Source organism: Reyranella soli (assembly GCF_007992495.1).
GTDB classification, from domain to species: Bacteria; Pseudomonadota; Alphaproteobacteria; order Reyranellales; family Reyranellaceae; genus Reyranella; species Reyranella soli.
Genome location: NZ_BKAJ01000149.1, coordinates 13309 through 32826, shown reverse-complemented (window position 1 = coordinate 32826; position 19518 = coordinate 13309). Strand labels below are relative to the sequence as shown.

21 protein-coding genes are annotated in these 19518 nt (G+C 67.3%); 14 read left to right on the top strand and 7 right to left on the bottom strand.

All coding sequences use genetic code 11. The features are described 5' to 3' along the window. Window positions 1-47: 47 nt before the first annotated feature. The 10 genes from RSO01_RS36085 (at window position 48) to RSO01_RS36040 (ending at window position 8754) form a co-directional block, all read left to right on the top strand. The gene (locus tag RSO01_RS36085) at window positions 48-956 is read left to right on the top strand and encodes a polysaccharide deacetylase family protein (RefSeq protein WP_147155453.1); all 909 of its coding nucleotides are present in this window, start codon (window positions 48-50) and stop codon (window positions 954-956) included. A 135-nt stretch (window positions 957-1091) separates the two neighbouring features. Next, the gene (gene mdcA / locus RSO01_RS36080; RefSeq protein WP_147155452.1) at window positions 1092-2738 is read left to right on the top strand and encodes a malonate decarboxylase subunit alpha; all 1647 of its coding nucleotides are present in this window, start codon (window positions 1092-1094) and stop codon (window positions 2736-2738) included. Between the two features lie 7 nt (window positions 2739-2745). Further along, entirely contained in the window at window positions 2746-3063 is a 318-nt protein-coding gene (gene mdcC / locus RSO01_RS36075) for a malonate decarboxylase acyl carrier protein (RefSeq protein WP_147155451.1), read from the top strand. Then, window positions 3060-3995 carry a biotin-independent malonate decarboxylase subunit beta gene (locus RSO01_RS36070; protein ID WP_147155450.1) on the top strand — a complete coding sequence of 312 codons (936 nt, stop codon included), beginning with the start codon at window positions 3060-3062 and terminating at the stop codon, window positions 3993-3995. Before mdcC ends, RSO01_RS36070 begins: the two co-directional genes overlap by 4 nt. Beyond that, on the top strand, window positions 3982-4704 hold the full coding sequence (mdcE, locus tag RSO01_RS36065) for a biotin-independent malonate decarboxylase subunit gamma (protein ID WP_147155449.1): 723 nt from the start codon (window positions 3982-3984) through the stop codon (window positions 4702-4704). The genes RSO01_RS36070 and mdcE overlap by 14 nt, the downstream gene beginning before the upstream one ends. Further along, entirely contained in the window at window positions 4679-5359 is a 681-nt protein-coding gene (gene mdcG, locus RSO01_RS36060) for a malonate decarboxylase holo-[acyl-carrier-protein] synthase (RefSeq protein WP_147155448.1), read from the top strand. The genes mdcE and mdcG overlap by 26 nt, the downstream gene beginning before the upstream one ends. Next, window positions 5356-6105 (top strand): triphosphoribosyl-dephospho-CoA synthase, encoded by a 750-nt coding sequence (locus RSO01_RS36055; RefSeq protein ID WP_147155447.1) that lies wholly within the window; start codon window positions 5356-5358, stop codon window positions 6103-6105. Before mdcG ends, RSO01_RS36055 begins: the two co-directional genes overlap by 4 nt. Beyond that, a complete protein-coding gene (locus RSO01_RS36050; protein ID WP_308933110.1) occupies window positions 6096-7034 on the top strand; it encodes an acyltransferase domain-containing protein in 939 nt (312 codons plus the stop codon). Before RSO01_RS36055 ends, RSO01_RS36050 begins: the two co-directional genes overlap by 10 nt. A gap of 63 nt (window positions 7035-7097) precedes the next feature. Continuing rightward, window positions 7098-7541 carry a VOC family protein gene (locus RSO01_RS36045; protein WP_147155446.1) on the top strand — a complete coding sequence of 148 codons (444 nt, stop codon included), beginning with the start codon at window positions 7098-7100 and terminating at the stop codon, window positions 7539-7541. Window positions 7542-7548: 7 nt separating this feature from the next. Further along, entirely contained in the window at window positions 7549-8754 is a 1206-nt protein-coding gene (locus RSO01_RS36040; protein ID WP_147155445.1) for an adenylate/guanylate cyclase domain-containing protein, read from the top strand. Window positions 8755-8759: 5 nt separating this feature from the next. On the opposite strand, the gene RSO01_RS36035 is transcribed toward RSO01_RS36040, so the two are convergent. Next, entirely contained in the window at window positions 8760-9467 is a 708-nt protein-coding gene (locus tag RSO01_RS36035; protein WP_147155444.1) for an ROK family protein, read from the bottom strand. Window positions 9468-9597: 130 nt separating this feature from the next. Here RSO01_RS36035 and glk point away from each other — a divergent pair, with 130 nt between their 5' ends. Then, window positions 9598-10566, top strand: a complete 969-nt coding sequence (glk, locus tag RSO01_RS36030) for a glucokinase (protein WP_147155443.1) — start codon at window positions 9598-9600, stop codon at window positions 10564-10566. A 32-nt stretch (window positions 10567-10598) separates the two neighbouring features. Further along, complete coding sequence (locus RSO01_RS36025; RefSeq protein WP_170303620.1) at window positions 10599-11399, top strand: sugar phosphate isomerase/epimerase family protein; 801 nt, start codon at window positions 10599-10601, stop codon at window positions 11397-11399. 94 nt (window positions 11400-11493) lie between these two features. On the opposite strand, the gene RSO01_RS36020 is transcribed toward RSO01_RS36025, so the two are convergent. Together RSO01_RS36020 and RSO01_RS36015 are read right to left on the bottom strand one after the other, a co-directional pair. After that, window positions 11494-12660 carry a serine hydrolase domain-containing protein gene (locus tag RSO01_RS36020; RefSeq protein ID WP_147155441.1) on the bottom strand — a complete coding sequence of 389 codons (1167 nt, stop codon included), beginning with the start codon at window positions 12658-12660 and terminating at the stop codon, window positions 11494-11496. A gap of 222 nt (window positions 12661-12882) precedes the next feature. Then, on the bottom strand, window positions 12883-13566 hold the full coding sequence (locus RSO01_RS36015; protein ID WP_246159051.1) for an SDR family NAD(P)-dependent oxidoreductase: 684 nt from the start codon (window positions 13564-13566) through the stop codon (window positions 12883-12885). Here RSO01_RS36015 and RSO01_RS49160 point away from each other — a divergent pair. Together RSO01_RS49160 and RSO01_RS36010 are read left to right on the top strand one after the other, a co-directional pair. Continuing rightward, window positions 13447-13740 carry a hypothetical protein gene (locus RSO01_RS49160; RefSeq protein ID WP_246159052.1) on the top strand — a complete coding sequence of 98 codons (294 nt, stop codon included), beginning with the start codon at window positions 13447-13449 and terminating at the stop codon, window positions 13738-13740. The genes RSO01_RS36015 and RSO01_RS49160 overlap by 120 nt on opposite strands. A gap of 4 nt (window positions 13741-13744) precedes the next feature. Then, window positions 13745-15151 carry a serine hydrolase domain-containing protein gene (locus tag RSO01_RS36010; RefSeq protein WP_147155439.1) on the top strand — a complete coding sequence of 469 codons (1407 nt, stop codon included), beginning with the start codon at window positions 13745-13747 and terminating at the stop codon, window positions 15149-15151. Between the two features lie 3 nt (window positions 15152-15154). Here the strand turns inward: RSO01_RS36010 and RSO01_RS36005 are convergent, their stop codons facing one another. The 4 genes from RSO01_RS36005 to RSO01_RS35990 all read right to left on the bottom strand — a co-directional run bounded on the left by RSO01_RS36005 (window position 15155) and on the right by RSO01_RS35990 (window position 19518). Beyond that, window positions 15155-16900: a TRAP transporter large permease gene (locus RSO01_RS36005; RefSeq protein ID WP_147155438.1), complete on the bottom strand. Its 1746-nt coding sequence runs from the start codon at window positions 16898-16900 to the stop codon at window positions 15155-15157. Then, entirely contained in the window at window positions 16897-17583 is a 687-nt protein-coding gene (locus RSO01_RS36000) for a TRAP transporter small permease subunit (RefSeq protein ID WP_147155437.1), read from the bottom strand. Before RSO01_RS36000 ends, RSO01_RS36005 begins: the two co-directional genes overlap by 4 nt. Before the next feature lie 102 nt (window positions 17584-17685). Continuing rightward, entirely contained in the window at window positions 17686-18822 is a 1137-nt protein-coding gene (locus RSO01_RS35995; protein ID WP_147155436.1) for a TRAP transporter substrate-binding protein, read from the bottom strand. Between the two features lie 75 nt (window positions 18823-18897). After that, on the bottom strand, window positions 18898-19518 hold the full coding sequence (locus tag RSO01_RS35990; RefSeq protein ID WP_218037560.1) for a DNA-3-methyladenine glycosylase: 621 nt from the start codon (window positions 19516-19518) through the stop codon (window positions 18898-18900).

Below are 19518 nucleotides of genomic sequence, written 5' to 3'. Positions count from 1 at the left end.
CCTGGAGGCCCGCGGTCCGATGAGCTTGAAGTGAGGATCCGTTCAAAATGCTTCGTCTGCCCTACCACAACCGCTACGCCTATTCGCCGATCACCGAGCGCAAGGATTATTCCTGGCCCGACGGCAAGCGGCTCGCCGTCTATCTCGGCCTCAACATCGAGCATTTCGCCTTCGGCGCCGGCGACGGCCACCTGCTGACAGTAGCCGGCACGCCGCCCGATCCGCGTACCTTCGCCTGGCGCGACTACGGCAACCGCGTCGGCGTGTGGCGTTGCCTGGAACTGTTCGACGAGCTCAACCTGCCGGCCGCACACCTGATCAACACCACGGTGTTCGATTACGCGCCGCAGATCGTGGCCGCCCTCAAGGCGCGCGGCGACGAATTCATCGGCCACGGCCGCACCAACGCCGAGCGCCACGGCCAGATGTGGGAAGCCGACGAGAAGCGTTTCCTCGAGGAGGTGCGGGACGCCATCGAGAAGGCCTCAGGCAAGCGCCCGCGCGGCTGGATGGCGCCGTGGATGAGTTCCAGCCATCACACGCCCGACCTTTTGAAGGAGACGGGTTTCGACTTCCTGATGGACTGGCCGGCCGACGACCAGCCGCTCTGGATGAAGACCCGCTCGGGTCCGCTGATGAGCGTGCCCTATCCCATCGAGATCAACGACAGCCCGCAGATCCTGGTGCGCCATCACACGCCCGAGCAGTTCCGCGACTTCATCATCGGCCAGTTCGAGGAGCTGCTGCGGCAATCGGCCAAGCAGCCACTGGTCTGCGGCATCGCCCTGCACACGATGATCGTGGGCCAGCCCTATCGCCTGCGCATGCTGCGCGAGGCCCTGCAGCACATCGTCAATCATTCCCAGAAGGACAAGGTCTGGCTCACCCGGCCCTCGGCGATCTACGATCACTGCGCCGCCCTGCCCAAAGGCACGATGGTGCCGCCGCCGGCGTAGGCGGCCCGTCGCAGCCTCACATCTCGCCGGATATCCTCGATAGCAACGGCGGCTTCGGGCTTCTATGATCGCCTGTCGCCTTGACTATGGGGATGCTGCCGGTGGCGCATGGGGGTTCGACTGGAGACGCAAGGGATGATGGGCTGGAACAAGGCGCAGGCAGCGCGCCACGTCCGCCGTGCGGCCGGCGCCGCGCTGGCGAAGGGCAAGATCGTCGAGGCGCGGGACACCACGCGGCTGCTGGAAGCCGTGATCCGACCGGGCGACCGCGTCTGCCTGGAGGGCGACAACCAGAAGCAGGCCGACCTGCTGGCGCGCGCCCTCGCGGCGGCGGATGTTGGTAAGCTGCACGACCTGCACATGGTGCAGTCGGGCGTGGTACTGCCCGAACATCTTGACCTGTTCGACAAGGGCATCGCCCGGAAGCTGGACTATGCCTTTTCCGGCCCGCAGTCGACGCGCATCGCCAAGATGCTGTTCGGCGGCAAGATCGAGTTGGGCGCGGTCCACACCTACCTCGAGCTGTTCGCCCGCTACTTCGTCGACCTCACGCCCCACGTCGCGCTGATCGTCGCGGTCAGCGCCGATCGCGACGGCAATCTCTTCACTGGGCCCAACACCGAGGATACGCCCACGGTGGTCGAGGCCACGGCCTTCCACGACGGCATCGTCATCGCCCAGGTCAACGAGATCGTCGACAAGGTGCCGCGCGTCGATATCCCCGGTGACCGCGTCGACTTCATCGTGAAGTCGGACAAGCCGTTCTACGTCGAGCCGCTGTTCACCCGCGATCCCGGCGCCATCACCGAGGCGCAGATCCTGACGGCGATGATGGCGATCAAGGGCATCTACGCGCCCTATGGTGTCAAGCGGTTGAACCATGGCATCGGCTTCAACACCGCGGCCATCGAGCTGCTGCTGCCGACCTACGCCGAGAGGCTGGGGCTCAAGGGCAAGATCGCGACCCGCTTCGCGCTCAACCCGCATCCGACGCTGATCCCGGCCATTGAATCGGGCTGGGTGGAGCAAATCCATTCGTTCGGCGGCGAGGTCGGGATGGAGGACTACATCCGGGCGCGGCCAGACATCTTCTTCACCGGCATCGACGGCTCTCTGCGCTCCAACCGCGCCATCTGCCAGACCGCGGGCCTCTATGCTTGCGACATGTTCATCGGCTCGACCCTGCAGATCGACCTGCTGGGCAATTCCTCCACCGTCACGACTTCGCGTATCGCGGGCTTCGGCGGCGCGCCCAACATGGGCTGCGATCCCCATGGCCGCCGCCATCCCAGCGACGCCTGGCTGCTGGCCGGGAAGGAGGCCGCGCCCGACATGCCGGCGCCACTGCGCCGCGGCCGCAAGCTCGTGGTGCAGATCGTCGAAAGCTTCGGCGACAAGAACGTGCCGACCTTCGTCGAGAAGCTCGACGCCCTGGATCTGGCGGAGAAGCTGAACCTCGAGCTGGCACCGATCATGGTCTATGCCGACGACGTCACGCACATCGTCAGCGAGGCCGGCATCGCCAACCTGCTGCTTTGCCGCACGCGCGACGAACGCGAGCAGGCGATCCGCGCCGTGGCGGGCTACACCGACGTCGGCCGCGGCCGCGACAAGAAGATGGTGCAGCAGCTGCGCGAGCGCGGCGCGGTGCGCTGGCCGGAGGATCTCGGCATCGATCCGCTCGACGCCGACCGCAGTCTGCTGGCGGCGCGCTCGGTCGAGGATCTGGTTCATTGGTCCGGCGGGCTCTATGCGGCGCCCTCCCGCTTCCGCAACTGGTGAGGCTGCGATGGAAACCTTCTCCTACCGTCAAACGGCTGGCCGGCGGTCGGCAGGAACACGGGCCCAGGCGATCGTCGGCGTGGTCGCCTCGGGCAATCTCGAGGTGCTGGTCGAACGGGTGCTGCCCGACACCGAGTGCCAGATCGACGTGAGCACGCCGATCAGCGGTTTCGGCAAGGTCTGGGAGGCCGTCGTCGCCGACTTCGTCGAGCGCCGTTCGCCCGGCGGTCTCAAGCTTTCGATCAATGACGGCGGCGCGCGCGCCGACACCGTTGCCCTGCGGCTCGCCCAGGCGGTGCGCTTGATCGAGGAGGACATGAAATGACGGACCAGAAGACGGTCACGCCCTTCCAGCGTCACACCTCCAGCTGGTACGAGTCATCGGCGCGCGATCGTGTCCGGCTGCTGCTCGATGCCGGCTCCTTCCGGGAATTCATCGGCCCCGAGGCGCGCGAGATGAGCCCGCATCTCGATCTCTTCGACCTGCCAAAGCAGTTCGACGACGGCATCGTCGTCGGCCGCGGCATGCTGGGCGGCAAGCCGCTCTTCGTGGCGGCGCAGGAAGGCCGCTTCATGGGCGGCGCCTTCGGCGAGGTCCATGGCGCCAAGCTGACGGGCCTGCTGCGCGCGGCGCGCGACACCAGGCCGGCGATCCCGGTGCTGATCCTGTTCGACACCGGCGGCGTGCGGCTGCAGGAGGCCAATGCCGGCGAACTGTCGATCTCCGAGATCATGCGGGCACTGGTCGAGGCGCGCACCGCCGGTGCCAAAGTGGTCGGCCTGATCGGCGGCCGCTCCGGCTGCTACGGCGGCGGCGGCCTGATTGCCGGCACCTGCTCGGCGTTGGCGGTGTCCGAGCATGGCCGCATCGCCGTCTCGGGACCCGAGGTCATCGAGACCAATCGCGGCATCGAGGAGTTCGACTCCAAGGACAAGAGCCTGGTGTGGCGTACCATGGGCGGCAGGAACCGCCGGCTGATCGGCGGTGCCGATGCCTTCGTCGACGACACGATCGAGGCCTTCCGTGCCGCCGCGCTGTTGCTGATCGAGCGTGCTCCGGCGTTCGACCTCGACATGCTGAAGGCCGAGCAGGCGCGCCTGACCGAGCGTCTCCAGCGCTTCGGCGACTGCGCCGACGCCGTCGATATCTGGGCCCGCGAGGGCATCGCCGACGCCAGATCGGTTCCCGGCCTGTCCACCGAGGCATTCACCGCGATCGCCGACAAGGCCAGGGAGCCGCGCTATGACGCTCGCTGAGATCCTCGCCTCGCTGTTTCCCGCCGGCCACGACGTCGTGCAGGACAGGGGCATCCTGCTGGGCTCGGGTCCGCTGAAGGATGGCGGACACATCACCGTCATCGGCGTTGCCGATCGCACGCCGCTCGGCATCGACGACCTGGTGCGTCTGTCGGGCCATGTGCTGAAGGCGGTCGAGGCCGGTGGGCGCGACCCGATCCTGGTGCTGATCGACAGCGACAGCCAGCGCATGAGCAAGCGCGACGAACTGCTGGGCTTGAATGAGTTCCTCGCCCATCTCGCCAAGTGCTTGCTGCTCGCCGACATGCAGGCCCATCACACGGTCGGTCTTCTTTACGGCCACAGCGCGGCGGGCGCCTTCATCGCCACGGCAATGTCGACCCGCACCCTGGTCGCGCTGCCCGGCGCCACGCCGGTGGTGATGGATCTGCCGTCGATGTCGAAGGTGACCAAGCTCACGATCGAGACGCTGCAGGAGAAGGCGAAGTCGACGCCGGTCTTCGCGCCCGGCCTCGACAATCTTGCGCAGACCGGTGCAGTGCTGGCGATCTGGGACGATAAGCGTTCGCTGGCCGACCAGTTGCAGACGGTACTGGGTGAGGCTGCCGCCGGCGACCGGCGCGATCGCCTCGGCAAGGAACGCAAGGGCCGGCCCAAGGCGGCCGACATCGCTGAGCGCGTACGTGAACTCGCCCTTCACCCGGCGTGACCCCGGGCTGCGGCGGCACGATCTCGCCTTCCTTTCGCCAGCGGCCTGGCCTGCGGTGCTGGAGCGGCACCGTGACGTCGCAGCGGAACCGATGCTTGCCGGGTGGGTCGAGCGCGGCTGGCCGCTGATCGCGCGCCGGATGGCCCCTGGCGATGAGATGGGCGATGCGGCGGGCGTGCCGCTCGGCCTGCCGTTGCCGCCGGCGCAGGGCAAGCGTCGGCTGGCCTTCGTCGTCCCGGCGGAGGCCATCGTCTCGACGTCGCCGCCGCCGACCATGGAAGCCGCGATGGAGGCGGCGCCCGCCTCGTGGCGGCCGACCATGGACCGGCTGGTCGGGATTGCGGCGGCCTGTGGCGGCGAGGCTCGCTTGTACGGCAGCCTGGCATGGCGGTTGTTGACCGGGCTCGACTACCTGACGGCGCGATCGGATCTCGACATGCTGCTGCCGTTGCCGGCGCGGCACGACGTGCGATGTCTCACCGATACGATCGCCGCCCTCGAACGCGCCGCGCCCATTAACCTCGACGGCGAGCTGGTGCGCAGCGACGGCGCGGGCGTGAATTGGCGCGAGTTGCACGAAGGGGCGGCGCAGGTGCTGGTGAAGACGGCGGGAGAGGCTGTTCTGCTGGACACGGCGGACTTCCTGGGCCAATGACGGCGGTGATCGCCAATCTCGCCGTGTCGTGCCTCGAGCTCGAGGCGACGACCTATCCGAAGCCGGGTTTGGTCAGCACCGTCGATTCCGGAAGCCACGACGATATGGATATCGACACCCTTCGGCGCAGCGCCGATGCTATTCGGCCTTTTTTTTCGAGCCTCGCCGAGGCCGGCGCAGCGGGCTGTGGCATGAAGCGGCTGCGCGCCATAGGGCTGCAGGCCGAAGCAGCGATGCTGGCGGCGACCGGCGGCGTCAATGCCCACCGCGGCGCCATCTTCGGCCTGGGTCTTCTTTGTGCCGCGGCCGGCCGGAACGAGCCTGGTCGGACACTCGGAGAGACCGTGGTCCGCGCCTGGGGTGAGGACATCGCCGACGGGCCGCGGCGCTACGGTGCGGGAGGTGCAAGGCAGGAAGCGGCACAGGGATTTCCCAGCATCTATCGTATCGCCCTGCCGGTGCTGAACAGCGTCGACGGCGAGGCGGGCCGCGTGCAGGCCTGCTTCGCGCTCATCGCCGGCGTCGAGGACACGAACCTGTTGCACCGGGGCGGCCGGGAGGGTCTGCGGTTCGCGCAGACGGAGGCGCGCGCCTTTCTCGAGGAAGGTGGCGTCGGCAGGAATGGCTGGCGCGAGCGTGCGGCCGCCGTGCATCGCGCCTTCGTTGTCCGGCGCCTCAGTCCCGGTGGTGCGGCCGATCTGCTCGCCATGAGCCTGTTCGTGCAGGCTCACGAGGCATGGTCGTGACGTTGGCGCTGCTCTGCTCGGGGCAGGGGCTGCAGAGTGAACGGATGTTCGCCTTGACCGGCGATGCGCTGCCGGCCGCCGGCCTTTTCGAGCATGCGGCGAGGCTGCTCGGCGGCGATGCCCGTGATCTGGTGCGTCAGTCCGACGACGCCACGCTGCATGGCAATCGCGTCGGCCAGGTCTTGTGCACGCTGCAAGCCGTGGCGGCCCAGGCCTGCCTCGGCGATGCCTGGCCGCGGCCGCTGGTCGTCGCCGGATACAGCGTGGGCGAGGTGGCGGCCTGGAGCGTGGCTGGGCTCGTCGCGCCCGAGACGGCGCTCGATTTGGTGGCGCGTCGCGCTGACGCCATGGATGCGGCCAGCTCTGCGGGCGATGGCCTGCTTTTCGTACGCGGCCTGACGCGCGCGACGGTCGAGACTCTCTGCCGCCTGCACGATGCGGCGATCGCCATCGTCAATCCGGGCGACGCCTATGTCCTGGGCGGCAACGGCGCATCGCTGGACGCCCTGGCGATCGACGCGAAGGCGAGGGGCGCATCGCGGGTCGTCGCCATCGCCGTGCGCGTCGCCTCGCACACGCCGCGCCTGTCGGCCGCTGCGGCCGCATTTCGCGAATTCTTGAAGCGGGCACCGGTCGCAAACGCGCCCGTCGCCGGGGTACGGCTGCTGAGCAGCATCGACGGCGATACCGTGGTCGATGTCGGCGCCGGCATCGACAAGCTCGCCGCGCAGGTCTCGCAGACCGTCCAGTGGGCGACCTGCCTCGATGCTTGCGTCGAAGCCGGCGCTACGGCCTTCCTCGAACTCGGTCCTGGCCGCGCCTTGGCGGAAATGGCGTTGCTCAGCCATTCGGATCTGCCCGCCCGCAGCCTCGATGACTTCCGGACGTTGGACGGCGTGCGTGCGTGGCTCGGTCGCGTCGCAGCCTGAGGTGCCGCTTCCGGCTGCCGCATCGCCCGCGCTATGCTCGGCCCAGCCAGGAGGAAACAGACAATGGCCGTCGAAATTCTCGAGATCCATCACACCGGCGTTCGCGTCGACGACGACGGCGCCAAGCTCAAGGCAACGCAGGACTTCTACGCCGACGTGCTCGGCCTGCAGTGCGACAGCGGCCGCCCGACCATTCCCGGCATCCCGGGCGCCTGGGTCAATGTCGGCGAGGTCGGCCAGATCCACCTGATCGGCGGCAAGCAGCCCTCGCCGGTGGCCAAGGGCCCGGGCGAGGATCCGACGCGGCCGCACGTCGCCTATGCCGTCAGGAGCATCAAGGAAACGCGGGCCGAGCTCGACCGTATGGGCGTCAAGTACTGGGTGATCGAGGGGCTCGTCAGCCCCGATTCCACGCAGCTCTTCATGAACGATCCATGCGGCAACATGGTCGAGCTGCACCAGTTCGACACCTGCCGCTGCCGCGCGAGCAATCGCGTCAAGGCCTAGGCGGCGATTGAAGCTCACCGCCGTCACCGACTGGCTGGCCGACGCCGGCCTGCGCAACCTCTCGCTCGACGACATCGTCGACGGCTTCGTGCGCCGCCTGAACGAGATCGACGTGCCGGTGGCGCGGTCCTTCGTCGGCATGAACACGCTGCACCCCATGGTGCGTATGCGCAGCCTCATCTGGGAGCGCGCCACGGGGCTCAGCGCGCGCTACGAGTTCCAGCACGTCGAGGCCGATTCGCCCATCATCCTGCAAAGTCCCTTCTTGCCCATGATCAGGCATGGCATCGCCGAGCGCCGTTATGACCTGACCTCGCCGCCGCCCGAGCAGGAGGTGCCGGTGTTCGAGGAGCTGCGGTTGGCCGGCATGACGGAATGGCTGGGCCGTATCTTCCAGTTCGGCGAGCTGGCGTCGGCCGGTCCGGAACGCGTCGGCGAACTGTTCCTCGTCTGCTCTCTCACCACCGATCGTCCAGGCGGCTTTTCGGATGCCCATATCGAGGCGATGCAGGCCTTGCTGCCGGTCTTCGGTCTTGCTGCCAAGGCCACGACCATGCGCACCGTCTACCAGGGGCTGTTGTCGGCCTATCTCGGCCACGACCCGGCGGCGCGCGTGGTGGCCGGCACGGTGCAACGCGGCGAGGTCCAGGGCGTCGAGGCGGTGCTATTCTTCACCGACCTGCGCGGCTTCACGGCCCTGGCCAATACGCTGCCGGGCCGCGACCTGATCATGCTGCTGGACGACTGCCTGGACTGCATGGTGCGCCCGGTCACCGCGCGCGGCGGCGAGGTCCTGAAGTTCCTGGGCGACGGGCTTTTGGCCATCTTCCGGATCGAGGACAGGCCGCGCGCCGAGACCTGTGCGATGGCGCTCGAAGCGGCCAAGGAGGCGCTGGCGCTGATGACGGGCCTGACCGAGACGCGCCGCTCCCGCTCGCTGTCGACGCCCGAGCTCGACATCGCCTTGCACATCGGCCACGTGAACTACGGCAATGTCGGCGCCGACGCGCGCCTCGACTTCACGGTGATCGGCCCCGCTGTCAACGAGGCCTCGCGCATCGAGCGCCTGTGCGACGCCCTCGGCCGCCATCTCGTGATGTCGCAGTCCTTCGCGCGGGCCGCCGACGCCAGCCGCCACGAGCTTGTGTCGCTCGGCCGCCATCGCCTGCGTGGCGTGCGCGAGGAGACGGAGCTGTTCGGGCTCGCCCCGTAGCGGCGTCAGGTGCGCCAGAGTTTGACGCCGCCCTCCATGCCGGCCTCGTTCGAGACGATGGTGATGTCGGGTGCGAGGGCGAAGGTGATCTTCTTGGCGTTGCCGCCGCCGATGAACAGATGATCGAAGCTGGTCAGCCGCCTCATGTTGCCGATCGCCTTTTCCACGCGCTTGTTCCAGCGCGTGCCGCCGATCACCTTGCGCGTGGCGTTGCCGAGCTGCTCGTCGTACGACTCGCCATGGCGGAAGGGATGGTGGGCAATCTCCAGGTGCGGCGCCAGCTGACCATCGCAATAGAGCCCCGTGCCGAAGCCCGTGCCCAACGTGATGACCATCTCGACGCCCTTGCCGGCGATCACGGCCAGTCCCTGCAGGTCGGCGTCGTTGGCGACCCGCACCGGCTTTGCCAGCGCCGCTTCGAGCGCCTGGGCGAGGTCGAAGCCGACCCACTTGTCGTTGCCGAGGTTCGCTGCGGTCAGCACCCGACCGTTGCGCACGACGCCGGGAAAGCCGACGGCGATGCGGTCGAAGGCGCCGAGCGGGGTGACCAGGCCGACCAGCGCCTCGACGAACGTCGTCGGCGGCGCCCCGACCGGGGTTGCCACACGCACCCGATCGGTGAGCATGCGGAGGTCTTCGCCGACGACCGCTGCCTTGAGGCCGGTGCCGCCTATGTCGATCCCCAGCGTGAGTTTGTGCCCGACGTCCACCATGCGTCCTCCGAGTGCTCGCAGCCGCCACTGTCATATTGATAAAGGTATTCCGGCGCAGTGTCGCCAGCGGCTTGCCGGACATCAGATGGGTCGTAATGTACTGCTTGTGCAGGCAAAGAGGTATCGACGCATGACGACGCCCGCTTTGATCGCCGATATCGGCGCCACCAACGCCCGCTTCGCGCTGCTGGAAGGGACCGAGCTCGCCGCAGCCGAGACCTATGAAGTTTCGGACTACGCCTCGCCGATCGAGGCGGCGCGCGAATTCCTGGCTGGACCGGCCAAGGGCCAATCACCCAAGCGGGCGCTGATCGCGGCGGCGGGCCCGGTCGACAGTGGCCGGATCACGCTCACCAACGCCGCCTGGATCGTCGATTCGGAGCGCATCGCCAAGGGCCTCAGCATGACCGACGTGGCCGTGCTGAACGACTTCGAGGCGCTCGCCTGGTCGCTGCCCGCCCTGCGGCCCGCGGATATCGTGACGCTGGGCATGGCGCGCCCCGGCGAGCGCGGCACCATGGCCGTGATGGGGCCCGGCACCGGCTTCGGATTGGCGGCCATGGTCTCGGCGGGTGACGCCGAGGTCATTGTCGTGACGGAGGGCGGCCACGCCACGCTGTCGAGCGAGAACCGGCGCGAGGACGCCATCATCCTCGCCCTGCGCCAGCAGTTCCACCATGTCTCGGTCGAGCGCGTGCTCTCCGGATCGGGCCTGATGCAGCTCTACCATGCCATCGCCCGCGTTGACGGCCAGACGGTGCCGGAGCGCGACAGCAGCGAGATCGTGGCGCATGCGCTGGCCGACGATTGCAAGGTGAGCCGCGAGGCCCTGGAGCTGTTCTGCGCCTTCCTCGGCAGCGTCGCCGGCAACATCGCACTGACCTTGGGCGCGCGCGGCGGCCTGTTCATCGGCGGCGGCATCGCGCCGCGCTTCACCGATTTCCTGCGTGCCTCCGCCTTCCGCGAGCGGTTCGAGGCCAAGGGACGCCTGTCGAGCTATCTCGCCCGTATCCCGACCGCGGTCATCGTGCATCCGACGCCGGCCTTCGTCGGGCTCGCTCATCTGGCGAGCGTCCGCGCCCGCTCGCCCGGCCGATGAGTTTTGGACGCACCAGACGATCACTCCTGGCCATGCTGGCGGGATCTGCCTTGTCGCCCAGCATTCTTGCGCAGCCACGCCCGTCGTGGCGTCCCGGGCTGCAGCTCTACACCGTAAGGGACGCTCTCGATGCCGACCTGGAGAGCGCGCTGAGGCGCGTTGCCGACATCGGCTATCGCGAGGTCGAGCTTGCAGGGTTGCCGCGTGTTACGGCGCCCGCCATGCGCATGAGCCTGCAGCGCTACGGACTGAGCGCGCCGTCAATGCACGCAAGCTACGACAGGCTGCGCGGAGACTTCGCTGGCGTTGTCGAGGAGGCGCGCGCTCTCGGAGCGACCTACCTGGTGTGCCCGTCGGTCGAGGCCGCGGAACGCAGCACGGCTGACGATTGGAGAAAAGTCTGCCGGATGCTGAACGGGATCGGGGGCGCCGCTCGCAGCCGGGGCCTCGTGCTCGCCTATCACAATCACGACTTCGAATTCGCGCCGTTCGCCGACGGCACGACGCCGTTCCGGCTGCTGCTGACGGAAACCGACCCGCGCGACGTCAAGCTCGAGCTCGATGTCTACTGGGTCGCCAAGGCAGGGCAGGGCCCCGTCCAATACCTGAAGAACGGCGCGGACCGGATCGTGCTCGTGCACCTGAAGGACCTGGGCGCGGACGGCTCGACGGTGGAAGTCGGCAGCGGCGTCCTGCCCATGGAACAGATCGTCCGCACCGCGCTTCTCGCCGGCGTGCAGCATCTCTTCGTCGAGCAGGACGATTCGTCGGATCCACTCACAAGCGTCGCCAAGAGCTTCCAGTTCCTGGAGCGCCTGCAGTTGCAACGCTAGGTCCCGGCCGCTCACGATCATGCTCTTCTGGACCGCGCGCGTCCTCGCGCGCTCATAATCATGAGGCGCGCGAGGACGCGCGCGGTCCGGAAGATCATGAGCGCCCGTACACCGCACTTTCGAACGCATGGAACAGCGGCAGCGACTTCACGTCGGCGAAGGGCAGGACCTGGGTGGCGTAGACGCCGCCGACGCCCTTGTTCTGGTCGATCCAGTAGTAGGTGTTGGCCAGGCCCGCCCAGGCCAGCGATCCGGGCGACCGTCCGGTCGGCGCCTCTTCATTGTTGATCATGAAGGAGAGGCCCCATTGCTTGTCCATGCCGGGGAAGAACTCGGCATCGTTGGAGAAGGGCGGGGCGGCCGTCTCGAGCAGGCAGACCTTGCAATCGCCCATGGCGTTGTTCGACATCTCCGCGACCGTGGCAGGCTTCAGCACCGCCTCACCTTTGTCCGACTTGCCCTGGTTCAGCATCATGCGCACGAACTTCAGGTAGTCGCCGGCCGTGCTGTAGAGCCCGCCGCCGCCCATCTCGAACTCCGGCTCCTGCGGAATCTCGATGGTGGGGTCGGGCATCAGGGCACCGTCGGCGCCGCGATGATGGATCCTGGCCATGCGCTTGCGCATGTCGTCAGTGATGCGGAACGCCGTGCTCGTCATGCCGAGCGGCCCGAACAGGTTGTCCTGCATGTACTTGCCGAGCTTCTGGCCGCTCGCCGCCTCGACCATCTTGCCGGCGAAGTCGATGTTGATGCCGTAGAACCAGCGCTCGCCGGGATCGAACAGCAACGGCGTGGTCAGCGCCTTGTCCTGGCATGAGATGATGCCCGGCACCTCCATCGCCTCCATGTACTTGGCGATCTCGGGACTCCAGATGTCGTAGCCGAAGCCTGCGGTATGGGTCAGCAGATGGCGCAGCGTGATGTCGCTCTTGGCCTTGCGTGTCTTGGGCTTGCCGGCGGAGTCGAAGCCGTCGAGCACACCGACCTCGCCCAGTGCCGGGATCACGTCCTTGGCGGGTCCATCGAGCGAGAGCTTGCCGCGCTCGACGAGCTGCATGGCGGCGGCGCCGGTGACCGCTTTGGTCATCGAGGCGATCCACACCACGGTATCGGGCGTCATTTCGGCCGTCTCGCCCAGCATCCGCTTGCCGAAGCCGCCTTCGTAGGTCGTGCCCTTGGCATCGGTCGCCGTCGCGACCACGCCCGGCACATCGCCCTTGCTCACCGCATCCTTCAGAACCTTGTCGGCTGCTGCTTTCATGGCGTTCCTCCTTATTGTGGTTGTCGACATCATCTACCTCTTTTCCTCCCCCCGTCATACGGGGGAGGGTAGGGAGGGGGAGAGCCTCATAGGTGGCCTCTCCGAGGATGAGATCATGATCTGAAATTGGCCAACCCCCGACGTGTGGCCTGCCCCCTCCTGTATCCTCCCCCGCAAGCGGGGGAGGAGAAGAAGGGCATCATCTTCTCCCGATGCCCGCGCTCAACGCATCCCGATCGGGGATCCGCCGTCGACGACAACCGTTTGCCCGGTCATGCTGTCCGCCCGGCAATAGGTGACGGCCATCTGCGCGATGTCGTCGGCGCTTCCCGTCCGTCCGAGGATGGTTTGGGAGCGGATCGATTGCTTCATGTCCTCCGGCAGCCGCCCGGCCATGCGGGTTCCTTCAACCAGCCCGGGCGCAATGCAGTTCACGCTCACATCCGGCGCCAGCGCGACGGCCAGGCAGTGCGTGAGATGGATCAGCGCCGATTTGCTGGCCGCATAGGCGATGCTGCTGCCGCCCGGGGCAAGCCCGGCGAGCGAGGCGATATTGATGATCCGGCCGGCCTTGTGCCGGCGCAGTTCCGGGGCGAGCGCCCGGCACAGCAGGAAAGGGCCGCGAACGTTGGTCTCGAGGACGCGATCCCAGATGTCCGATGTCAGCGTCTCGAGGTCGCTGAACGGGATGCCGATATTCCATGCGGCGTTGTTGACGAGGATATCGAGCCGTCCGAACTGCCCGATCACCTTCTCGACGCAGGCATCGATCGATTTGGGATCGCGTTGATCGAGCTGCACGGCGTGGCCCTGCCGGCCGGTCTTCCGGATCGCCTCGACCGCCGCGTTGGCTCGCCCGGCATCGCCGACATAGGAAACGACAACGTCGGTGCCGGCGCTGGCCAGCGCCTGCGCGATCGCCTTGCCGATGTCGCCCGACCCGCCGGTGACGAAGGCGACCTTTCCATTGAGATCCATGGTGTCCCCCAAGCGTCGGGCCGCATCGTGCCCGGCGCTGTCGCCGCCCGCAACATCACCGCGATGACAGGCGACGCGCGCCGCTCGGTCCCGCTATGGTGACCCGATGTTTGCCGAAATCGACGCCGCCTCGGCGGCTTTCGCCGAGAAGACCAAGCTCCCCGGCCTTGTCGCGGGCATCGTCGACCAGGGACGCCTCGTCCATGTCACGGCGTTCGGGCTGGCCGACCGCGAGGCCGGGAGGCCGGTGGAGACCGACACCGCCTTCCGCATCGCCTCGATGACCAAGAACATGACGGCGCTCGCGATCGTCTCGCTGCGCGATGCCGGCAAGGTCGTGCTCGATGCGCCGCTCGCCGAGTACGTGCCGCAGTTCGCAGCAGTGAAACCCGCCACCGCCGACAGCAAGCCGGTCACGGTGCGCGATCTCCTGTGTCACGTCGCGGGCTTCGTCACCGACGATCCGTGGGGCGACCGCGTGCTCGGCATGACGCCGGCCGGGCTCGACGAGGTGATCGCCACCGGCACGCTGTTCGCCCGCGCGCCCGGCCTCGCCTACGAATATTCCAACCTGGGCTATGCGCTGCTCGGCCGGGTCCTGACCAACGTGAGCGGCGAGCCCTACCAGGACTACATGCGGCGGCTCTTCCTCGCGCCGCTCGGCATGGCGCATACGACCTTCGACGCGATCGCGGCGGCGCGCGGCGACTATGCCTTCGGCTACCGCCTCGACGGCAAGACATGGTCGCGCGAGCGCATCGAGCCGGACGGCGAGGTCGGCGCCATGGGCGGCCTGGTCACGACGGCGCCGGACTATGCACGCTGGGTCGCCTTCCTGCTCTCGGCCTGGCCGGCGCGCGACGATCCCGAGACCGGCCCGGTCCGGCGCGCGAGCGTGCGCGAGATGGCGCTCTATCACGCGCCACCCTTTCAGCCGGACGGGCCACCCGAACCGCGACCCACCGCCTACGGCTACGGCCTGATGGACACGGAAGACCCGCGGCTCGGCCGCGTCCTGCATCACCCCGGCGGCCTGCCGGGCTACGGCTCGCATGTGCTGATGCTGCCCGACCGCGGCTGGGGCGTGTTCGCCTTCGCCAACCGCACTTACGCGCCGATGTCGAAGCTGACGCCGCTTCTGGCGCAGATCCTGCACGACGCCGCGCCGAAGCGTCCGCCTGTCGCGCCATCCGCGGCGCTCAAGCGCGCCGTCGATGCCGTGATCAAGGCCTACACCTCGGGCCGGATCGAGGATGTCGCCGATGCCTGTGCGCCGAACCTGCTTCTCGACACGCCACCGCCGCTGCGCAATGCCAAGCTCGCCGACCTGAAGCGGAAATTGGGCGAGGGCACGGTCGCGGCGATCGAGCCGACGCATGCACTGGGTGGCACCTTCACGTTGGCCTGCGCGCGTGGCCGCCTGAAGGTCACGCTCATTCTCTCGCCCGAGCGGCAGCCCGGAATACAGAAGCTCGTGTTCGACGTCGAAGGCGCAAGGGACGGCAAGAAGTAAAGATCAGCCGCCGCCGTACAGATAATTCGGCAGCCACAGCGTCATGCCGGGCCACAGGTACATGATCACCATGCAGAGGATGACGATCAGCATGTAGGGCATCATGCCGCCGAAGATCTGGTTCAGCGTGACGTGCGGCGGCGAGACGCCCTTCAGGTAGTAGGCCGACATGGCGACGGGCGGGGAGAGAAACGCGGCTTGCAAGTTCACGAACACCAGGGTGCCCCACAGGACGGGGTCGATGTTGTAGTGCTTCAGGAGCGGCAGGAAGATCGGCACGAAGATGATGATGATCTCCGTCCATTCCAGCGGCCATCCCAGGATGAAGATGATGGCCTGCGACAGCAGCATGAACTGGACCGGCGTCAGGTTGAGCGACAGCGCCCAGCGCTCGACTAGGCCCTGGCCGCCGAGGATGGCGAACACTGCCGAGAACAGCGCCGAGCCGACGAACAGCCAGCACACCATGGCGGTGGTCTTGGCGGTCAGGAACACCGCTTCCTTGGTGCGCTTCCAGTCGAGGGTGCGCGCCTGGAAGGCGAGCAGGAAGGCGCCGGCCGCGCCGACCGCCGCCGATTCGGTGGCCGTGGTGATGCCGAACAGGATCACCGCCAACACCACGACCGTCAGGATGCCGAGCGGCATCACCGAGATGCTGAGCAGCTTCAGGACCGTGAAGCGCGCGGCGTCCATGCGCCAGTAGTAGCGGATCGTGGCGAGCAGGAAGAGCGCGGCGAAGACGGCGAACCAGATGTAGAAGGCCTGCGGCACGACCTCCTCCGCGGCCTCTGCCGCCTGGGCTGCCGCCCCGCCGAGCGGCTGCAGGCCGGCCGCCTCGGGCGCCTCGATCGATTTCTTGTGGATCACGACGTACCACCAGGTGCCGCCGAACGTGGCGACGTAGAGCGCGATCGGCACCAGGGCCATGCTGAAATTGTAGAGGATGCCGCGATAGCCGAGCGGCTTGCCGTCGTCGATGAGGTCGCGGGCCTTGGCCGGCGCGAACAATGCCTTGACCAGGCCGACCAGCACGTTGCGCGAATAGGCCGCCTGCAGGCGTTCGACCCAACCCGGCACCGGGACGCGCGTCTGCTCCTCGGGCAGCTGCGGGGCGATCTTCGGGTCCAGCAGCGCCCAGCCCATGATGTAGACGAGATAGAGAAAGGCGAGGAAGAAGCCCGGGATCATCGCCGCGGCGTAGAGCTTGACCACCGACTGGCCGGCCACCGCGGCGTAGACGATGATCATCACCGACGGCGGGATCAGGATGCCGAGCGTGCCGCCGGCGGTGATCACGCCCGAAGCGAGCTTCACGTCGTAGCCGGCGCGCAGCATCGGATTGAAGGCGATGACGCCCATCAGCACCACGACCGCGCCAACGAGGCCGCTGGCGATGCCCCAGAAGGTGCAGACCACCAGAGTCGCCACCGCGAGCGCCGCCGGCACGCGGCGGAAGGCGAGCTGGATGGAATAGAACATCTTGTCGACGAGCGCGCCGCGCTCCATCACGTAGCCCATCAGCACGAACAGCGGGATGGAGATCAGCACGTCGTTGGTCATGGCGCCGTAGGTGCGCTGGACCATCAGGGTGAAGATCTTGTTGTCGGCCCACGGCTGCCCCGGCGTGTAGAAGGCGATGAAGCCGAAGACGATGCCGAGCCCCATGAGGGTGAAGGCCGTGGCAAAGCCCATCATGATCACGACCACGATGAGCGCGAGCATCAGGAGCCCGAGGGCGGGATCGCTCATATCTTGTTGTCTCCCGATCCACCCACACTGCCACCTAGGCCGCGCTGCCGCGCCGCTTCCTCGATCTGCGCCGCCCGCGCGATGGCGGCCTGGCGCTCTTCCTCGTCGACATGCTCGCTCTGGGAGAGCTGTTCCTCGACGACGTCGATCTCGCTCACGTCCTTCAGTCGCGACGGCCAGACGCCGGTCTTGAGGCAGACGACGCAGCGCACGACCTCGGCTACGCCCTGCAGCAGCACGAGGGCGCCGGCGATCGGGATGACGGTCTTGAAATGATAGACCGGCGGGCCGTCGGCGGTGACGTTGGAATGCTCGTTGATGCGCCAGGAATCGCCGGCATATTCCCAGCCGGCATAGAGCAGGGCGCCGATGCCGGGGAAGAAGAAGACGAAGTACAGCACCAGGTCGAGCAACGCCTGGGTGCGCGGCCGCATCGAGCTGTAGAGGAAGTCGCCGCGGACATGCGCGTTTTGCGCCAGTGCGTACGCACCGCACAGCATGAACAGCGAGCCGTAGAGCATGTTGTTGAGGTCGAAGATCCAGGCCGTCGGCGCGTTGAGCGCGTATCGCTTCAGGACTTCCAGGCAGACGACCGCCATCAGGGCGATGATCAGCCAGGCCGCGGCCTTGCCGACCCAGGTGCTGATGCCGTCGATGGCGTGAAGGAAGCGTTGGATTGTCATGGGCTGGCTTTAAATTACTCTGTCGTCCTGAGCGTAAGCGAAGGACCTCATCGCCGTTGCCACGGGCATGAGATCCTTCGCTTCGCTCAAGATGACAAAGACCTAGAGCTTGATCGGCTTGGCCTGCGGGCCGAAGTAGTGGTCGAAGGCCATCTTGCGGCTGACCACCGTGTCCTGCTCCCACTGCGTGGCGCGCTTGGCGAAGGCGATCTGCGACTGGGCGATCTCCTTGAACAGCGCGTTCTCCGCCGACTTCTTGGCGACCACGTCGTCATAGACCTCGAGCTGACGCTTCAGCACGGCGTCAGGCGTCTTGTAGAAGCGCACCTTGTCCTTGGTCTGCAGCTCGACATAGTCCTTGGAATAGCGGTCGATCGCCTTCCACGACATGTCCTGGCTGGCGGCCTCCACGCCGTTGGCGATGATGGCCCGCATCTTCTCCGGCAGCGCGTTGTACTTGTCCTTGTTGAACATGATCTCGAACTGCTCGGCGTTCTGGTGATAGCTCTGCAGCATGCAGACCTTCGAGACGTCGGCGAAGCCCAGGATGCGGTCGGACGAGGCGTTGTTGAACTCGGCCGCGTCGAGCAGGCCGCGATCCATGGCCGCCACGATCTCGCCGCCGGGCAGGGCGTTGACCGCCGCGCCCATCGCCTGGAACACATCGATCGAGATGCCGACGGTGCGGAACTTCAATCCCTGGAAGTCCTCCACCTTGGTGATCGGTTTCTTGTACCAGCCGAGCGGCTGCGTCGGCATCGGCCCGTAGGGGAACGACACGACGTTGGCGCCGATCGAGGCGTAGAGCTTCTCCAAGAGCTCCTTGCCGCCGCCGTACTTGTGCCAGGACAGCAGCATGTTGGCGTCCATGGCGTAGCCCGGGCCCGACCCCCACAGCGCCAGCGCCGTCTGCTTGCCGTAGTGATAGACCAGCACGCCGTGGCCGCCGTCGAGCGTGCCCTTGGACACCGCTTCGAGGAGGCCGAACGCCGGAACGACGGCGCCCGCCGGCAGCACTTCGATCTTGAGATCGCCGCCGGTCATGTCGTTGATCTTCTTGGCGAAGTCCAACGCGTACTCGTGGAAGATGTCCTTCGAAGGCCAGGTGCTCTGCCAGCGCATGCTGATCGGCCCCTGCGCGTGCACGACGGCAGGAGTGGCGACGACAGCACCGGCGACGGCGGCACCCTTGAGGAACTTACGACGCGTATTACGCCCAGCTTTGGCTTTATAAGTCATTGTTGGTTCCCTCCCATTAGCCGACGGGAGGATGTACCGTCAGTTGAATGCCTGTCCAGAGCTATCGCGGCCGGGTCACGCGGGCGTGACGCGCGCCGGGTTTCTGGGCCCGCTCACGGAGCGATTCCCCTCTTCGAAGAAGCGCAGCACGCGATGTGTTTCACGGCTGATGCCGATGCGTGTGCTGCTGCCCAGGCGGCCGCGTGGCCTGACGGCATCGCCCAGCCAAAGCGGGCCGCCGGCGCAAAGATCATGGCCGTCGAGTGCGCGGGTGATATTCAAGGCCGTGGCAAGATTGCCGGGGCCGCGTGCCAGATCCTGCTCGCGTACGCCGAGGCGGTGGCGGGACATGAGGGCGATGCCTTCGAGCGGCTCCAGTGCCCGCAACAGGACGCCGGTGCCGATGCCGGCGCGGCCGGCGCTGACATTCAAGGAGTACCAGCAGCCGTAGACGAAATAGACGTAGGCGTGGCCGCGTTCGAGGAACAGCGAGGCATTGCGGTTGGTCTTGCCGATGTAGGCATGGCCGCTGGCATCGCCCACGACATAGGCCTCAGTTTCGACAATGCGTCCGCTCATGCGCCCGCGCCTGTGCTCGCGCACCAGCGTCTTGCCGATCAACCAGCGCGCCAGGCCGGCGGCCGGCACAGGCAGCTCGGACCGCGACAGCGGACGTATGTCCAATCCTGCAGACAC